The following is a 15,592-nucleotide window of genomic DNA, read 5'->3' on the forward strand; positions in this document are numbered from 1 at the left end:
GGTATAAATATGACCCGAAAAGTAAAAGTAACCTTTAGCGGAAAGCAAAAACTGGAATATGCAAAACTCATGGTTGAAGGTGGATATAGCAATATCCAAGTTGAAAAAATATCCGGTGCGGGTAAATCTGCCGTATCACGATGGAAGCAACAATATCTTGCCGAGTTAAATGGGAATACGCCTGTAAAATCAAAAGCGTTAACACCCGAGCAACAGCGCATACAAGAATTAGAAGTTCAACTTAAGCGTGCTCAGAGGGATAATGACATATTAAAAAAAGCCGCGGCTTACTTCATCCTCGACAATCAAAACTCAAAATCGTGAAGCAACTGAAAATCATGTACCCCAATTTTACGGTCACTGAGTTATGCCATCTTTTTGAAGTAAGCAGCAGTAGTTTTTATTATGAAACGAAAATACCGACAGTTGAAAATGAAAGACTGTGTGGCGAAATCAAACGTATTTTTTATACATCGGGTCAAATTTATGGCAAAAGACGTATTCAAGCCGAGTTAAAGGGTTTAGGGCACCAAATTGGCACTTATAAAATATCGAACATCATGAAATTAAATCAATTAGTTGCAATTAGACCAACGAAAAAGCACTACTATCACTCATCGGGTAACGAACATCGATATGCCCCTAATTTGCTTAAACGACAATTTTCCCCTGAACAGCATAATCACTATTATGTCGGGGATATCACGTATATTAGACATCACTATGGGTGGAGCTATTTAGCCTGTGTGTTGGATTTAGCCACCAAAGAAATTATTGGTTATGCCTTATCAACAAAACCGGATTCGAAATTAGTGAAAGAAGCCTTAGATAACGCAATTGAACGGCAATTACCGGATACGACAAGTTTGATGTTCCATTCAGATCAAGGTTGCCAATATTCATCGGAGGAGTTTAGGGCGCACCTCTTTGAACGGAAAATAACTCAAAGCATGAGTCGGCGAGGTAATTGCCTCGATAATGCCGTGATGGAAAGATTTTTTAGGAGTTTAAAGACAGAAAGACTTAACCGTTTATCGTTTATGAATCATCAATCTGTTGTCTGTGAAGTTGAAAATTATATTCAGTTTTACAATTATTATCGACGCTATTCAACGATTGGTTATTTAACGCCACATCAAAAATATCATGAACTAAAAAATGCCGCTTAGATCTTCTACAGAATTTGTTGACCATTACAACGGTGATCCATATTTTATCTGCGCCATTTTTTAGTGCCTGGTCGATGGCATAAATGGTGTTTTCTGGTGCATCGGCAGTTCCTCCACGATGGGCAACGATTTTTGGTGAATTTGCTAAGGCAGTCACTGAACAAAGCAAAAGCAGTACTGCGGTGATACTTTTATGCATTATCTTCTCCATAAGTTGTGTGTATGAAAATATTATGAATTAATTTTATTATATAAAGCAGTAGATTAAATATAAATTAATATAGCAAATTTTTATTATTTTTTATCGTAAATATAAAAATATAACTTGGCATTATGTTATTTATAAAATTATTCATTAATTATAAAAGCGAAAATTATTTCCTGTGTAAATGTTTTTTTCTAGAGTTAGGTAGAATAATATATATTATTTTAGAGTATTTTATCTTTTTTAATCATAAGTTGTTGCAATAGAATTTATAGATTAAATGAAATTATTTATAATATTATCATAAAATAGAAAAAATGAAATGAATAAAATTATTTTATCGTTAGATTATATGAGACTAGCTTAATTTTTATATGTTATATATCATATTTATTGTAATATTTTTTTCTTCTTGTTTATAAAAACAATTAAAGATTATAATTATAATTTATTCTTTAATAAAGTTATTATTAATGAATTGCAAAAAACTTTTCTTTTTATATTCTACTAATTTTAATTTAAATTTATTTAATTTTATTAATAATGAAAATAGCTATGGCTTAATATAAAATAGAATATTAGAATTATAATGTTTTAAATGGACTTATTGGTTTATAGATAACAGTAAAATAGTATTATTAATTTTTTAAATTAAGGAATAATAGTAACCGCTATTATTTAAATTATTTTTTTAATTAAAAAGGCTATTAATCATGAAAGTTTATACGTTTAATAACACAGTAAAAGATCCTTTTTGTCGAGGAAAACAGATTGGTGAATATTGGGCGCCGCAAATAAAACAGACGGTGATGCTTTATTTAGATTTTTTTTCTCGTATTGGTATAACTGGCGATCAGGCGAAGAGAATTGGAGAAAATAGTTTGGCTGCTCTGGAATATTGGTGTCCGGATTTGGCAAGTGAAATTGAAGCAACAGCTATGGGAGCTAATGTTCCGATTTGGTCTCTAGCAAGTTTAAATGCACGAACTGAAATTTTATCAACAAAGTCAACATCCTATGCGAGTGAATGCTCTACCGCAATTTATGTAGCTCCTGATATTAATATGCCACAAACCATGCAAACCTGGGATTGGCATGATGTTTTAGCGCCTAATGGGTTGATGATGCAATTACAGAATAGAAAAGGGATGCAATTTAAGTTTTTTACTGAATTTGGTATGTTAGGTAAAATTGGTGTTAACAGTGCTGGTTTGGGTTTACATTTTAATATCCTATATCATACAAGTGACAATGATTCTGGTGGTGTGCCTGTACATGCAGTAGCTCGCCGAATATTAGAAGAAGCAACAACCATAGAAGAGGCTATCGCTTTAGCATTTTCTGCGCAAGTAAGTGCATCATCAGTATTAAGTGTATTTTGCCATCACGCAGCACGATGCCGAGCAGTAAGTATTGAGTTAAGTCCATTTCGATCAGCGATTGTTTACCCACAACAAAATAATTGGTTACTTCATACTAATCATTTTCTAGCGTCGGAATTGGTTTCGGGGGAAGGTACTACCGATGATACGACTTATAAACGTTATGAACATCTAAAAAGCGTATCTAGTCATATGAAAAATAAAAGCATCATGGCGCGCGCGGCTGCAATGTGTGGGCCCGAGGGTGAGCAATCACCAATTTGTTTTCTACCTGACAGTTCTCAACCGGATACAGAGCGTTGGCAAACGCTATTAACAATTAGTATTAATACTAAAAATGCTATATTAAAATATGCAGCAGGCAATCCTTATCAATTATCTCAAACCGGTTATCTTTCTTTCTGATAAGAAAATTTATTAAATCTAATAAAAGATAATACGCTATTCTAATTAAGTATTTTATGGCCATAATCCTATTATTGAGTTGTTATTTTAATTAAATTTTTTGTTTACCATTGATAAAATCAGCATTACACTGTTTATTTAAACAGTGTCATTAGGAGAGGGTGTGCGCAAAATTATCCATATTGATATGGATTGCTTTTATGCAGCCATAGAGATGCGTGACAATCCTTCTTTACGCACTATTCCTCTAGCGATCGGAGGTAGAGCTGATCGGCGTGGGGTAGTTAGTACAGCCAACTATTTGGCTCGACGTTATGGCGTGCATAGTGCAATGTCTACCGCTTTGGCACTTAAACGTTGTCCTCAATTGAAAATCATTCCTGGTCGCATGTCCTTATATAAAGAAATATCTTGGCAGATACGGCAAATTTTGCTCGAATTTACCCAATTAGTTGAGCCTGTTTCTTTAGATGAAGCTTATCTTGATGTGACAAATAGTTCTCATTATTACGGTTCGGCCACCTTGATAGCTAATGCAATTAGACAGCGGATTTTTAATCAATTATCGCTTACGGCATCAGCGGGTATCGCACCGGTCAAATTTCTTGCTAAGATTGCTTCAGATATAAATAAACCCAATGGGCAATATGTTATTACGCCTGAGCAAGTGACCAATTTTATTTATCCATTGTCCTTAAGAAAAATTCCTGGAGTGGGTAAAGTTACGGCCCAACGGTTGCAAAAAATGGGGTTAGAAACCTGCGGTGATATACAACAATTTGATTTGATTACACTCGTGAAAGAATTAGGTAAGTTTGGTCAAATTTTATGGGATCTTAGTCATGGCGTAGATCCGCGTAGGATCAATAGTGAGCGTTTACGCAAATCAGTTGGGGTAGAGCGTACTGTTGCTAAGGATATTTATCAATGGGATGACTGTATGAAAATCATTGAACGACTCTATCCAGAGCTTGAGAGCCGATTAGCAAAAATTAAACCAGAACTTAGCATTGCCAGTCAAGGGGTGAAGATGAAATTTGCCGATTTTCAATTAACGACTCAAGAGCATAGTTATCCCATTTTAAGTAAAGGGGATCTTATCCAAATAGCGCAACAAATTTGGCAACAAAGACGAGCGGATCGTGGTGTTAGATTAGTTGGATTGCATGTCACTTTACAAAATCCCCAATTAGAAAAGCAGTTAATACTGAATTGGTGAAAAAGCAGGCTAGATTAGCCTGCTAGGATTGTTAACTTTTTTCAGGTATTGATTTGAGTACTGATGTTAACAACTGCCAATATTTCGCCACACTTTTTATATTGGCGCGTTCATCGGGTGAATGAGCGCCATATATTGTTGGTCCAATGGAGACCATATCCATCTGCGGATAAGGTTTTTTAAATAGCCCACATTCTAAACCAGCATGGATGACCATGATTTTTGGAGCTTTGCCAAATAGTTGCTGATAGGTGTTGCTAACAATTGCCATGACGGGGGATTTCAGATCAGGTTTCCAGCCAGGATAGCTGCCTTTATATTCAAATTCTGCACCGGCTAGCATCGATATTGATGTCAACATGTTAACGACATAATCTTTGCCTGTTTCAATTAATGAACGAATTAAAAAAGTAATTTCGGCCTTTTTTTCATCCATATTAATAACACCGGTATTAAGTGAAGTTTCAACAACATCTTTTATTTCGTCGCTCATCCTAATAACACCGTTTGGCGCAGCATTGAGAAAATTTAAGAGACGTGATTGGCAATCCGCAGTTAGCGTTAATAATTCTGTACTTGTCTCATCAAGGGTAATGACTAAATTTTTTTCGATCGCGGCAAACTCAGTTTTTAGGAGTGTTAGATAGTGATTTTTGCTGGTCTCTAAATTAGCGGCTATTGAGATAGGGACTACAACAATTGCTTCACTCTCACGTGGTATTGCATTACGTAAACTGCCACCTTGAATGTGAATAAGCCTTAATTGTAATTCACTCCCATGCCCTGTTAGAAAACGTGCTAATAGTTTATTCGCATTGGCTAATCCTAAATGAATATCCCCCCCCGAATGGCCACCGGTTAATCCTTTAAGTGTTATTTTGTACACTTTATGATTAGCTGGAATTGCTTCTCTTGCCAATGTAAAGGTGGTGGTAAAATCAACGCCGCCTGCGCAACCCATGTAGATCTCGCCTTCTTGTTCCGAATCGGTATTGATCAGAATATCCGCTTGTAACCAATTTGGCTGTAGGCCAAAAGCACCAACCATACCGGTTTCTTCTGTCATGGTAAGTAAAACTTCTAATGGTCCATGTTTAATATTTTCATCATCCAGTACAGCCAAAGCGGAAGCCATACCGATACCATTATCTGCACCTAAGGTGGTGCCTTGCGCTTTTACCCACTCATTATCAACGTAAGGACGGATAGGATCCTGAATAAAATCGTGCTGAGTATCACCGTTTTTTTGTGGCACCATATCCAAATGGGCTTGAAGAACAACAGGTAGGAGATTTTCCATGCCCGCGGTTGCCGGTTTGCGAATAAGAATATTACCGACTTTATCGCGTTCCACGTTAAGTTTTTTTCTCTCTGCCCATTGCATAATATAAGCAGCGAGTGCTTCTTCATGTCCAGATGGATGAGGAATTGCACAAATTTGTGCAAAAATATCCCAAAGTGGCTGTGGTGAAAGTTGTGAAAGCTCAGACACGTTATCTCTCCTTTTACTACCCTATTATTAAGATTGCTAATTAATTCTACAGTCATGGAAAATATTATTTATTTTATTAATTCAGAATATCATCTTCTGGCGTCTATTCCTTTAGTTAATTGTGATAATATTAATTAATTTCTGGTTTTTGTTATGACAAATCACTATAATCTCGCGCAATATTTTTTCCACTAATGTACTTTGCTAAAATAGTCTCTAGTTATTGGGATCAAAATTTTATGAGTGAAAAATACATCGTAACATGGGATATGTTGCAAAAGCATGCCCGTACTTTGGCACAACGCTTATTACCTGCCAAGCAATGGAGAGGCATTATTGCTGTTAGCCGCGGTGGGCTTGTTCCAAGTGCTATTCTTGCTCGTGAATTAGGTTTACGCCATGTTGATACTGTCTGTATTTCAAGTTACGACCATAATAACCAAAGAGAACTCAAAGTTATTAAGCGAGTAGAAGGTGATGGTGAGGGTTATATTGTTGTTGACGATTTGGTCGATACAGGCGGAACAGCACAAGCTATCAGGGATATGTATCCCAAAGGCTATTTTGTGACTATTTTTGCTAAACCTGCCGGGCGTCCATTGGTTGATAATTATGTTATTGATATACCGCAAAATACCTGGATAGAACAGCCTTGGGACATGGAAAAAGAGATTTTTATTAAGCCACTTTGTGAACAATAATAATTGTTTTATTTATTTCGCTTTAATCACTAAATAAAGTATATGATATAGGGGATGCTAATCGCATTCCTTTTTTATTGCTGAATTTTTTAACCGAATAAGGTCGATATGAGTGAAAAAAATTTGTCAGAAAAGCTGTTTAAGCCTAAATCAAAACTGAAACAAACTGAGACCTCTGTTCTGGTGACTTATAGTGTGCCTAAAACCCACTTATTGAAGTATAGTTCAACATTCGAAGGGACGAGTTATGTTAGCTGGTATCGTATGATTAACCGGTTAATCTGGATTTGGCGTGGCAACGATGGATTAGAAATTGAAGCGGTATTAAGTCGAATAGCGGCAAATAATCGTGTCCGTAGCTGTGAAGATTTACTTGATACCGTAATTGGTTATCAGCCAGGAAATTGGGCTTATGAATGGTCACAGCAGGCAATGGCCTGGCAGAAAAAAGCGCTTGAGTTACCTACAAAAATAGCAGCTAGCCAGGCTTGGTTACGGGCCGCTAATTTATATAGTATTGCCGCTTATCCTCATCTTAAAGGAGATCATCTTGCTGAACAAGCGGTATTATTAGCGAATAAAGCTTATGAAAATGCTGCGCAATTGACCGATTTTCGACTGAAAAAAATTTCTTTCAAAATAGAGGATGGTAAAAAAGAGCTAATTGGTTTTTTACATTTGCCGGATACCAACCAAGGCCCGTATCCTACGATTTTAGTTTGCGGCACATTAGATAGTTTGCAGCTAGATTATTACCGCCTTTTCAGCCAATATTTAGCGCCGCAAGGTTTTGCTATGTTAACCCTGGATATGCCATCAATTGGCTATTCTATTAAATATAAACTTTCTCAGGATACTAGTGCGCTGCATCAGCAGGTACTTAATCAATTGGCTAATATTCCCTGGATCGATCATACTCGAATAGGGGTAATTGGTTTGCGTTTTGGCGCCAATATTGCCCTTCGTTTAGCTTATTTAGAGCCCAAATGCTTAAAAGGTGTTGCAGTTTTGGGGCCAATTGTTCATAGCTTATTTAATGAGCAAAGATATCAGGATCAAATACCGGTAATGAATATTGATATCTTTGCCAGTCGACTAGGTTTCTATCAGGTAGATGAAGCAGTTTTACGTTCAGAACTTAGTTGTTACTCATTAAAAAAGCAGGGATTATTGGGGCGTCGTTGTCCTGTACCATTTATGGTTGTTAATTGGCAAAATGATGTTTTCAGCCCTAAGGAAGACGCATTGCTTATCGTGCGCTCCTCGATTGACGGTAAGTTATTAACCTTACCAGCCAAGCCGTTATATCAAAATTTTCATCAGTCACTTTCTGCAGTAGTAAGTTGGCTGAAAAGCAAAATTGATTAATTATTGTGATTACTTGATTATTTTTCCTTATTTGCTAAAAAGGTAGCTTAACAACAAGGAGATCCTTATTATGGCTTTAACTTCAAATTATTCTAAAAGTAAATTATTGAAGCATTTTACCAGGTTAGGACCTTATCTCCGTGAATCTCTATGTCAGGATGATCTCTTTTTTTTCGACTGTCTTGCTATTTGTGTTAATGCAAAAACAGCTCCAGAAAAGCGTGAATTTTGGGGGTGGTGGTTGGAATTAAGAGGAGAACTTAACGGATTTGTATATCATTATAAATTAGGTATGTTTGATAAAGCCGGTAATTGGCAGCATATCGAAATTAATAAATCAAATATTATCAAGTCGCTTGAAGATACATTACAAGAATTCCATAAACGTTTAAGTGATTCACTTAATACATTGGAATTAACTTTAACCCCTTGCCCGAAAATGGTTGCAATTAATTTATAGTTTGTATTGTTTGCGGCTATTGTAAAATCAACTTTTCATTAAAATTGCGTTATGTCGGTTGGCATAACGTTTCTTACTTGATAAAACTGATGACTAAATTTTTATTGTTATAGAGAGTTAATAGCAGAAGCATGATAAACAACAGCCAAACTTTGGTGATAAAACTAGGTACAAGTGTATTAACAGGTGGATCGCTTTGTCTAAATCAGGCACGTATTGTTGAATTAGTGCGCCAATGTGCACTGCAATATGAAAAAGGTCACCAGATTGTCATTGTCACCTCGGGCGCCATTACTGCAGGTCGAGCCCATTTAGGTTATCCAACATTACCTGAGACAATTGCCTCAAAACAATTGCTCGCGGCGGTTGGGCAAAGTCATTTGATCCAGCTTTGGGAACGATTGTTTTCAATTTATGATATTCATATTGGTCAGATGTTATTAACCCGGGCGGACATTGAAGATCGAGAACGTTTTTTAAATGCACGGGATACATTACAAGCGTTACTGGATAACCGCATTATTCCGGTTATCAATGAAAATGATGCCGTTGCGACGGCCGAAATTAAAGTCGGTGATAATGATAATTTATCGGCATTGGTTGCAATTTTAGCTGATGCGGATAAGTTACTATTATTAACGGATATTGACGGACTATATACAGCAGACCCTCGGCATAATCCAAATGCACAATTGATCACTGAAGTTCATGATATTAATGACGAACTAAGATGCATTGCAGGTGATAGTGTGAGCGGTTTAGGCACTGGTGGAATGACAACAAAGTTACAAGCCGCAGGAATAGCTGGTCGAGCGGGAATAGAAGTCATTATTGCCGCCGGCGATAAGCCTAATGTGATTGCAAATGTGCTCGAAGGTCAACAGGTAGGAACAAAATTTCATTGTTTAAAAACGCCAATGGAAAATCGAAAACGGTGGATTTTTGGGGCACCTTTGGCGGGTGAAATTGTTGTTGATGAGGGAGCTGCTTTAGCTATCCAACAAAAAGGCGGCTCATTATTACCAAAAGGAATAAAGAAAATTAGTGGTAATTTTTCGCGCGGCGATGTTGTGCGTATTCTTAATTTATTAGGTAACGACTTAGCTCATGGTGTGACTCATTATAATAGCGATGCTTTACGCTTAATCGCAGGGCATCATTCGCAAGAAATTAATCAAATTTTGGGTTATGAATATGGTGCTGTTGCCGTTCACCGTGACGATATGATAGTGAGTAAATGATGTTGGAAGAAATAGGCAAAGCAGCTAAAAAAGCTTCATGGTACCTGGCAGGGTTAAACACAAAACAGAAAAATCATGTCTTAATGGGTATCGCAGATTGCCTGCAACAACAAAGCGATGTAATTTTAGCCGCTAATGCTCAGGATATGGTGTCAGCAAAAGTTAACCATATGAATGCTGCTATGCAAGACAGACTATTGCTAACTGTCGAGCGATTAGATGCCATTGCAAATGATGTAAGAAAGGTATGTCAATTAGCTGATCCAGTTGGACGTATACTCGATGGCAGTTTATTAGAAAATGGTTTAAATATACAACGGCGATGTGTCCCATTGGGCGTGATTGGCGTCATTTATGAAGCGCGGCCGAATGTAACGATCGATGTTGCCTCGTTATGTTTGAAAACAGGTAATGCGGTCATTTTACGTGGTGGGAAAGAAACCTCACAGACTAATCAAGCAATTGTTAAAGTTATTCAGCAAGCGTTGCAACAAAATGCTATTCCGCAGGCAGCGGTTCAGTCTATTGACGATCCAGATAGAAAATTAGTGACACAATTACTGAAAATGGATCGTTATGTAGATATGTTGATCCCGCGTGGTGGTGCAGGATTACATAAGCTATGCCGTGAACAATCAACTATTCCAGTGATTACTGGCGGCATTGGTGTCTGTCATATTTACGTCGATCAATATATTGATTTTGACAAAGCACTTCCCATCATTGTGAATGCTAAGGTGCAGCGTCCAAGTGCCTGTAATTCATTAGAAACTTTATTAGTTCATAAAAATATTGCGGCTACATTTCTACCGCTTCTGGCTGAGAAAATGGCTGAGCAAAATGTGACACTTCATGCCAGTCGGCATGCAATGTCCTATTTAAAATCGAGCCCGGCAAGTGTTGTTGAAGTGATGGAAGAGAATTACCGTGATGAATGGTTATCGCTTGATGTTAACGTTGAAATCGTCAATGATATTGATGCCGCGATTAACCATATCCGGGATTATGGAACGGCCCATTCTGATGCTATTTTGACCCAATCAATTCAACAAGCTGATTATTTTGTTCAGTGTGTCGATTCTGCGGCGGTTTATGTTAATGCCAGTACAAGATTTACTGATGGTGGACAATTTGGTTTAGGTGCGGAGGTTGCGGTAAGTACGCAAAAACTCCATGCACGAGGCCCAATGGGATTAGATGCATTAACAACCTATAAATGGATTGGTTATGGCGATAATTTAATGCGTTCTTGAGTTATTACTTCACGATTTTTTAAGCCACACTGTTGTTGTGTGGCTTTATTTTAATCGTGTTAATTTAGGATTTTTACTTTTGTAAATTTTAAATCGTGCTTGTAAGCTGACATATATATTCTGACTAATTAAATAAATTATCGATTAGGACAACTTGACATGCTTTATCTTATTGGACCAAGAGGTGCAGGGAAGACAACAGTAGGAAAAACGTTAGCTGAATCTAGAATGTGTCATTTTTTTGATACCGATTCGTTAGTTAAACAGAATGCTAAAATAAGTATTGCCGAGATAGTTGAACGAGATGGTTGGCCTCGCTTTCGTGATTTGGAATCCCGGATATTGCGATCAATACAACAGCCAAATTCAGTGATATCAACGGGTGGCGGGATTATTTTACTGAAAGAAAATCGTGATTTTATGAAAAAAAATGGCTGTATTATTTATTTACAAGTGCCATCAGAAGTATTAATTAACCGTTTGTCTGCTGATCCTGAAACTTCGCAACGACCAACATTAACAGGTAAACCTTTAGCAGAAGAAATAGTTGAAGTCATGCAAGAAAGAGAAAGCTACTATTTAGATACCGCTGATTACATTATTGATGCCGCTTTGCCTACGACAAAAATTGTTCACCAAATAGACTGCTTTTTGCAAAACGATAAAAAATACTTTGTATGATCTCAATTTTGCTATGTAAGGCATCTTTGGTGATAGATGTACTCTAAAATGATCAATAACATTAAGGAGTAAGGAAAGAGATATGCTGATAAAACTATTGCGCGCAATATTCCAGTTTTTTTTCCGTGTGACAGTGGTTGGTGAAATAAAACTTAAAAAATATGAGCGATGTTTAATAACACCTAATCATGTCTCTTTTCTAGATGGGATCCTGCTCGCTCTCTTCTTACCTATTCGCCCTCTTTTTGCTGTTTATTCATCTATCGGCACACCACGCTTTATTAAATTATTAAAACCCTATGCCGATGTTGTTCCGCTTGATCCTGCTAATCCGATGGCCATTCGAACTTTAGTTAGAGAAATAGAAAAAGGGCGCCCAATCGTCATTTTTCCTGAAGGAAGAATTAGCGTTCATGGTTCGTTGATGAAAATTTATGATGGCGCTGCGTTTGTGGCGGCAAAAACTGAAGCTAAAATTGTTCCTATTAGAATTGATGGACCTGAATTGAGTTATTTCAGTCGGTTAAAAGGGATTTTTAAGCTCAAATATTTCCCTAAAATGACACTAACGATTTTACCAGCAACAAAAATCACCATGCCTGAGGCGAAACGAGTAGCAGAGCGTCGTCGGCTGGCGGGAGCACAACTTTATAAGATTATGAAGGAAGCTCGGTTACATAATCGTCCCCAGCAAACATTGATCGAAGCTTATTTGGATGCGATGAAACGTTTTGGCCGTTTTACTGCTTGTATCGAAGATATTAGTTTTAAAGAAGACAGTTATCAAAGTTTTCTCAAGAAAATCTTAGCGGTTGGGCGTATTATTGAACGTTATACCAAACAGCATGAACATATCGGCTTACTTTTACCAAATGCAACAATGACGGCGGCGACAATTTTTGGATCAATATTGCGTGGCCGGATCCCTGCCATGATGAATTATACTGCTGGGAGCAATGGAGTAAAAAATGCTATCAAAGCGGCATCAATTAAGACTATTTTTAGTTCTCGTCAGTTTATTGAAAAAGGTAAGTTGTCACATTTGCCTGAACAGGTTACTGAAGTTAATTGGATTTATTTAGAAGATCTGCAAGACTCCCTGACCTGGCAAGATAAAAAATGGATCCTCTATTACTTACTCTTGCCCAAAAAAGCGCTTATACCAGCAAAACCGGATGATGCGGCATTGATCCTTTTTATCTCAGGCTCGGAAGGAACGCCTAAAGGGGTAGTACATAGCCATACCAGTTTATTAGCTAATGTAGAGCAAGTGAAAACAGTGGCTGATTTTACGCCTAAAGATCGATTTATGTCTGCTTTACCTCTTTTCCATGCTTTTGGACTGACGGTAGGTTTATTTATTCCTATTTTTTCTGGTAGTCGTGTATTGCTTTATCCTAGTCCACTGCATTATCGGGTGATCCCAGAGTTGGTCTATGAAAAAAATTGCACGGTACTTTTCGCTACTCCTACTTTCCTGGCACATTATGCCCGTTTTGCCCATCCTTACGATTTTGCGCGCGTGCGTTATGTTGTTGCTGGAGCTGAAAAACTTATTGAAAGCACAAAAAAAATTTGGTTCGACAAATTCGGTATCCGAATACTTGAAGGTTATGGTGTAACCGAATGTGCCCCTATTGTATCCATTAATGTTCCGATGGCAGCTAAAGTTGATACTGTTGGTCAAATTTTACCTGGTATAGAAACCAGACTACTGCCGGTACCAGGTATTAAGCAAGCCGGCCGTTTACAGTTACGTGGCCCAAATGTCATGAAAGGCTATTTACGCGTTGAAGATCCCAATCGTTTAGAGTTGCCTCATGCAGAAAATAGCCAAGGAGAGAATGAGAAGGGATGGTATGATACCGGTAATATTGTTGAATTTGATAATGACGATTATTGAGTCATTCGCGGTAGGGCAAAACGTTTTGCAAAACTAGCGGGCGAAATGGTTTCACTAGAAACCGTCGAGCATCTGGTTGGCAGTATATCACCTCATGCTCAGCATGGCGTCGTGATCAAAACCACCAATAATAAAGGCGAAAGCCTGATCTTATATACCACCGATAACACATTAGATCGTCGTCAATTATTGGCGGCGGCAAAAGAAAAAGGATTACCTGAGTTAGCGGTACCCAGAGATATTCGCTACCTAAAAATATTTCCTGTACTTGGCAGTGGAAAACCTGATTTTGTGGCGTTAAAAAAAATCGCGCAAGAGGAATCTTGATGAATGATTCGGTAATATCGTCGCCGCTATTAACAAGAGGGATGAAAGCGCTGCTTTTATCTCAATTTTTTTCTGCTTTTGTTGATAATGCCCTATTATTTGTTATTTTAGCGCAACTCAAAGCTGCGCTTTATCCCGATTGGACTCAACCTATCTTACAAGTGGTGTTTGTTTTTACTTATATCATATTAGCACCTTTTGTGGGGCAAATAGCCGATTGTTTTGCTAAAGGTCGAGTCATGTTATTGGCTAATATTAGTAAGTTGATTGGGGCGATCAGCATTCTGTTAGGATTAGATCCTTTTCTCTGCTATGGTTTAGTTGGCATTGGAGCCGCAGCTTACTCACCAGCAAAATATGGTATTTTAGGTGAGATCACGACGAGCAATAATTTAGTTAAGGCGAATGGTTTGATTGAAGCTTCGACGATAGCGGCTATTTTATTTGGTTCTATCGCGGGCGGGTTTTTTTCCGATATTAATCTGTTATTTGCTTTAGCAATGTGTGTACTGTTTTATGCAACAGCTGTGGTAATTAATTTATATATTCCTCGATTAATGCCGGCTAAAAGTAAACAGAAGTGGGTTTTTCGCCAGTTAATTTTCAATTTTATCTGTCTATTTAAAACTCTTTGGCGTGATAATGAAGGACGATTTTCTTTAATTGGTACCAGTCTTTTTTGGGGTGCCGGTGTAACACTACGTTTTTTATTAGTGCTCTGGGTGCCAATAGCACTTAATATTACCGATCACACTACACCCACATTGCTTAATGGCGTAGTAGCAATTGGTATCATCATTGGTGCCGGATTGGCTGCACACGTCATTACCCTCAATAAAGTTAGTCGGTGTATGCCGGTAGGGATCTTTATTGGTGTGATAATTATTATTTTGTCAATGCAGCAACATCTTTTATCTACTTATTTAATCCTCATTATATTAGGTCTCCTAGGTGGTTTATTTATTGTTCCGCTTAATGCTCTGCTACAAGAAAAAGGTAAACAGACGATTGGTGCGGGTAATGCTGTCGCTATCCAGAATTTAAGTGAAAATAGTACCATGCTATTTATCTTAGGGTTTTATTCATTAGCGCTCAAAGCAGGTATTTCTATTATTACTGTAGGAATAGTGTTTGGTACAACCTTTGCGATAGCAATCGGAAGCCTGTGGATTTGGTATCTTTATCGCAAGATGTATGAAAAAGGAAAATGGCTAAAATGAATAGTGAGCAGTTGCTCTACGAATTAAGTAATAATCTGGCTAATAGCTTAAAGAAACAGGGTAAAACAATAACCTGTGCAGAGTCATGTACAGGCGGATGGATTGCTAAGGTCATTACTGATATTTCAGGTAGTTCTGCCTATTTTCAGCGAGGTTTTGTTACTTATAGCAATGAAGCTAAGCATGATATGCTAGGTGTGAGTCAACACACCTTGCATAAATATGGTGCTGTTAGTGAACAAGTTGTCATAGAGATGGCAGAAAGAGCGTTAGTTCGAGCGAATGCTGATTTTGCGGTTTCAGTTAGCGGTATTGCCGGCCCTGATGGCGGTACTGAGGTGAAACCGGTTGGTACGGTTTGGTTTGGTTTTGCTAGCAAGACGTTTTCTATCGCTAGGGTGGTAACCCGTTGTTGCTTGTTTAAAGGCGATCGTATTCAGATCCGACGCCAAGCTGTGATATTTTCTCTGACCACATTAATGAAAGAAATAATTAAAAATTAACTTGATACTGGATGGTTATACAGTATAATTATCAACAACCGATATCTAATCGTCTTATCTGCA

The 15,592-nt window shown here is 37.6% G+C and carries 12 protein-coding genes and 1 pseudogene; 12 read left to right on the plus strand and 1 reads right to left on the minus strand.

Going from position 1 to position 15,592, the window contains the following annotated elements; translation table 11 throughout:
• Positions 1 to 9 precede the first annotated feature (9 nt).
• From ArsFIN_RS04530 to dinB, 3 genes are all read left to right on the plus strand, one after another.
• Positions 10 to 1,169 (plus strand): IS3 family transposase gene (locus ArsFIN_RS04530; protein ID WP_135677490.1). Its coding sequence is split into 2 segments (ribosomal slippage): positions 10 to 289 and positions 289 to 1,169, totalling 1,161 coding nucleotides; the frame shifts between segments, so codons are not numbered across the junction.
• Positions 1,170 to 2,087: 918 nt separating this feature from the next.
• Positions 2,088 to 3,161 (plus strand): C45 family autoproteolytic acyltransferase/hydolase, encoded by a 1,074-nt coding sequence (locus tag ArsFIN_RS04540; RefSeq protein ID WP_026822696.1) that lies wholly within the window; start codon positions 2,088 to 2,090, stop codon positions 3,159 to 3,161.
• A gap of 163 nt (positions 3,162 to 3,324) precedes the next feature.
• Positions 3,325 to 4,380 carry a DNA polymerase IV gene (gene dinB / locus ArsFIN_RS04545; RefSeq protein ID WP_026822695.1) on the plus strand — a complete coding sequence of 352 codons (1,056 nt, stop codon included), beginning with the start codon at positions 3,325 to 3,327 and terminating at the stop codon, positions 4,378 to 4,380.
• Between the two features lie 31 nt (positions 4,381 to 4,411).
• Here dinB and ArsFIN_RS04550 read toward each other — a convergent pair whose 3' ends face one another.
• A complete protein-coding gene (locus ArsFIN_RS04550; protein WP_026822694.1) occupies positions 4,412 to 5,872 on the minus strand; it encodes an aminoacyl-histidine dipeptidase in 1,461 nt (486 codons plus the stop codon).
• Positions 5,873 to 6,111: 239 nt separating this feature from the next.
• On the opposite strand from ArsFIN_RS04550, the gene gpt reads away from it, so the two are divergent.
• The 9 genes and pseudogenes from gpt (at position 6,112) to pncC (ending at position 15,529) form a co-directional block, all read left to right on the plus strand.
• The gene (gpt, locus tag ArsFIN_RS04555; protein ID WP_026822693.1) at positions 6,112 to 6,573 is read left to right on the plus strand and encodes a xanthine phosphoribosyltransferase; all 462 of its coding nucleotides are present in this window, start codon (positions 6,112 to 6,114) and stop codon (positions 6,571 to 6,573) included.
• A 108-nt stretch (positions 6,574 to 6,681) separates the two neighbouring features.
• The gene (frsA, locus tag ArsFIN_RS04560; RefSeq protein WP_026822692.1) at positions 6,682 to 7,941 is read left to right on the plus strand and encodes an esterase FrsA; all 1,260 of its coding nucleotides are present in this window, start codon (positions 6,682 to 6,684) and stop codon (positions 7,939 to 7,941) included.
• Positions 7,942 to 8,011: 70 nt separating this feature from the next.
• Entirely contained in the window at positions 8,012 to 8,401 is a 390-nt protein-coding gene (gene crl, locus ArsFIN_RS04565) for a sigma factor-binding protein Crl (RefSeq protein WP_026822691.1), read from the plus strand.
• A gap of 134 nt (positions 8,402 to 8,535) precedes the next feature.
• Positions 8,536 to 9,642 carry a glutamate 5-kinase gene (gene proB / locus ArsFIN_RS04570; protein WP_034249551.1) on the plus strand — a complete coding sequence of 369 codons (1,107 nt, stop codon included), beginning with the start codon at positions 8,536 to 8,538 and terminating at the stop codon, positions 9,640 to 9,642.
• On the plus strand, positions 9,642 to 10,895 hold the full coding sequence (gene proA, locus ArsFIN_RS04575; protein ID WP_026822689.1) for a glutamate-5-semialdehyde dehydrogenase: 1,254 nt from the start codon (positions 9,642 to 9,644) through the stop codon (positions 10,893 to 10,895). The genes proB and proA overlap by 1 nt, the downstream gene beginning before the upstream one ends.
• Before the next feature lie 159 nt (positions 10,896 to 11,054).
• Entirely contained in the window at positions 11,055 to 11,576 is a 522-nt protein-coding gene (aroL, locus tag ArsFIN_RS04580) for a shikimate kinase AroL (protein ID WP_026822688.1), read from the plus strand.
• An 82-nt stretch (positions 11,577 to 11,658) separates the two neighbouring features.
• Positions 11,659 to 13,806: pseudogene (gene aas / locus ArsFIN_RS04585) on the plus strand (bifunctional acyl-ACP--phospholipid O-acyltransferase/long-chain-fatty-acid--ACP ligase).
• Positions 13,806 to 15,026 carry a lysophospholipid transporter LplT gene (lplT, locus tag ArsFIN_RS04590; protein WP_026822687.1) on the plus strand — a complete coding sequence of 407 codons (1,221 nt, stop codon included), beginning with the start codon at positions 13,806 to 13,808 and terminating at the stop codon, positions 15,024 to 15,026. The pseudogene aas and the gene lplT overlap by 1 nt, the downstream one beginning before the upstream one ends.
• Positions 15,023 to 15,529 carry a nicotinamide-nucleotide amidase gene (gene pncC / locus ArsFIN_RS04595; protein WP_026822686.1) on the plus strand — a complete coding sequence of 169 codons (507 nt, stop codon included), beginning with the start codon at positions 15,023 to 15,025 and terminating at the stop codon, positions 15,527 to 15,529. Before lplT ends, pncC begins: the two co-directional genes overlap by 4 nt.
• Positions 15,530 to 15,592: the final 63 nt, after the last annotated feature.

It is taken from the genome of Arsenophonus nasoniae (assembly GCF_004768525.1).
Classification (GTDB): domain Bacteria; phylum Pseudomonadota; class Gammaproteobacteria; order Enterobacterales; family Enterobacteriaceae; genus Arsenophonus; species Arsenophonus nasoniae.

Coding starts and splice junctions, on each gene's coding strand:
- aroL (WP_026822688.1), top strand. CDS start 11,055: ATGCTTTATCTTATTGGACCAAGAGGTGCAGGGAAGACAACAGTAGGA.
- gpt (WP_026822693.1), top strand. CDS start 6,112: ATGAGTGAAAAATACATCGTAACATGGGATATGTTGCAAAAGCATGCC.
- crl (WP_026822691.1), top strand. CDS start 8,012: ATGGCTTTAACTTCAAATTATTCTAAAAGTAAATTATTGAAGCATTTT.
- lplT (WP_026822687.1), top strand. CDS start 13,806: ATGAATGATTCGGTAATATCGTCGCCGCTATTAACAAGAGGGATGAAA.
- ArsFIN_RS04540 (WP_026822696.1), top strand. CDS start 2,088: ATGAAAGTTTATACGTTTAATAACACAGTAAAAGATCCTTTTTGTCGA.
- frsA (WP_026822692.1), top strand. CDS start 6,682: ATGAGTGAAAAAAATTTGTCAGAAAAGCTGTTTAAGCCTAAATCAAAA.
- proA (WP_026822689.1), top strand. CDS start 9,642: ATGTTGGAAGAAATAGGCAAAGCAGCTAAAAAAGCTTCATGGTACCTG.
- pncC (WP_026822686.1), top strand. CDS start 15,023: ATGAATAGTGAGCAGTTGCTCTACGAATTAAGTAATAATCTGGCTAAT.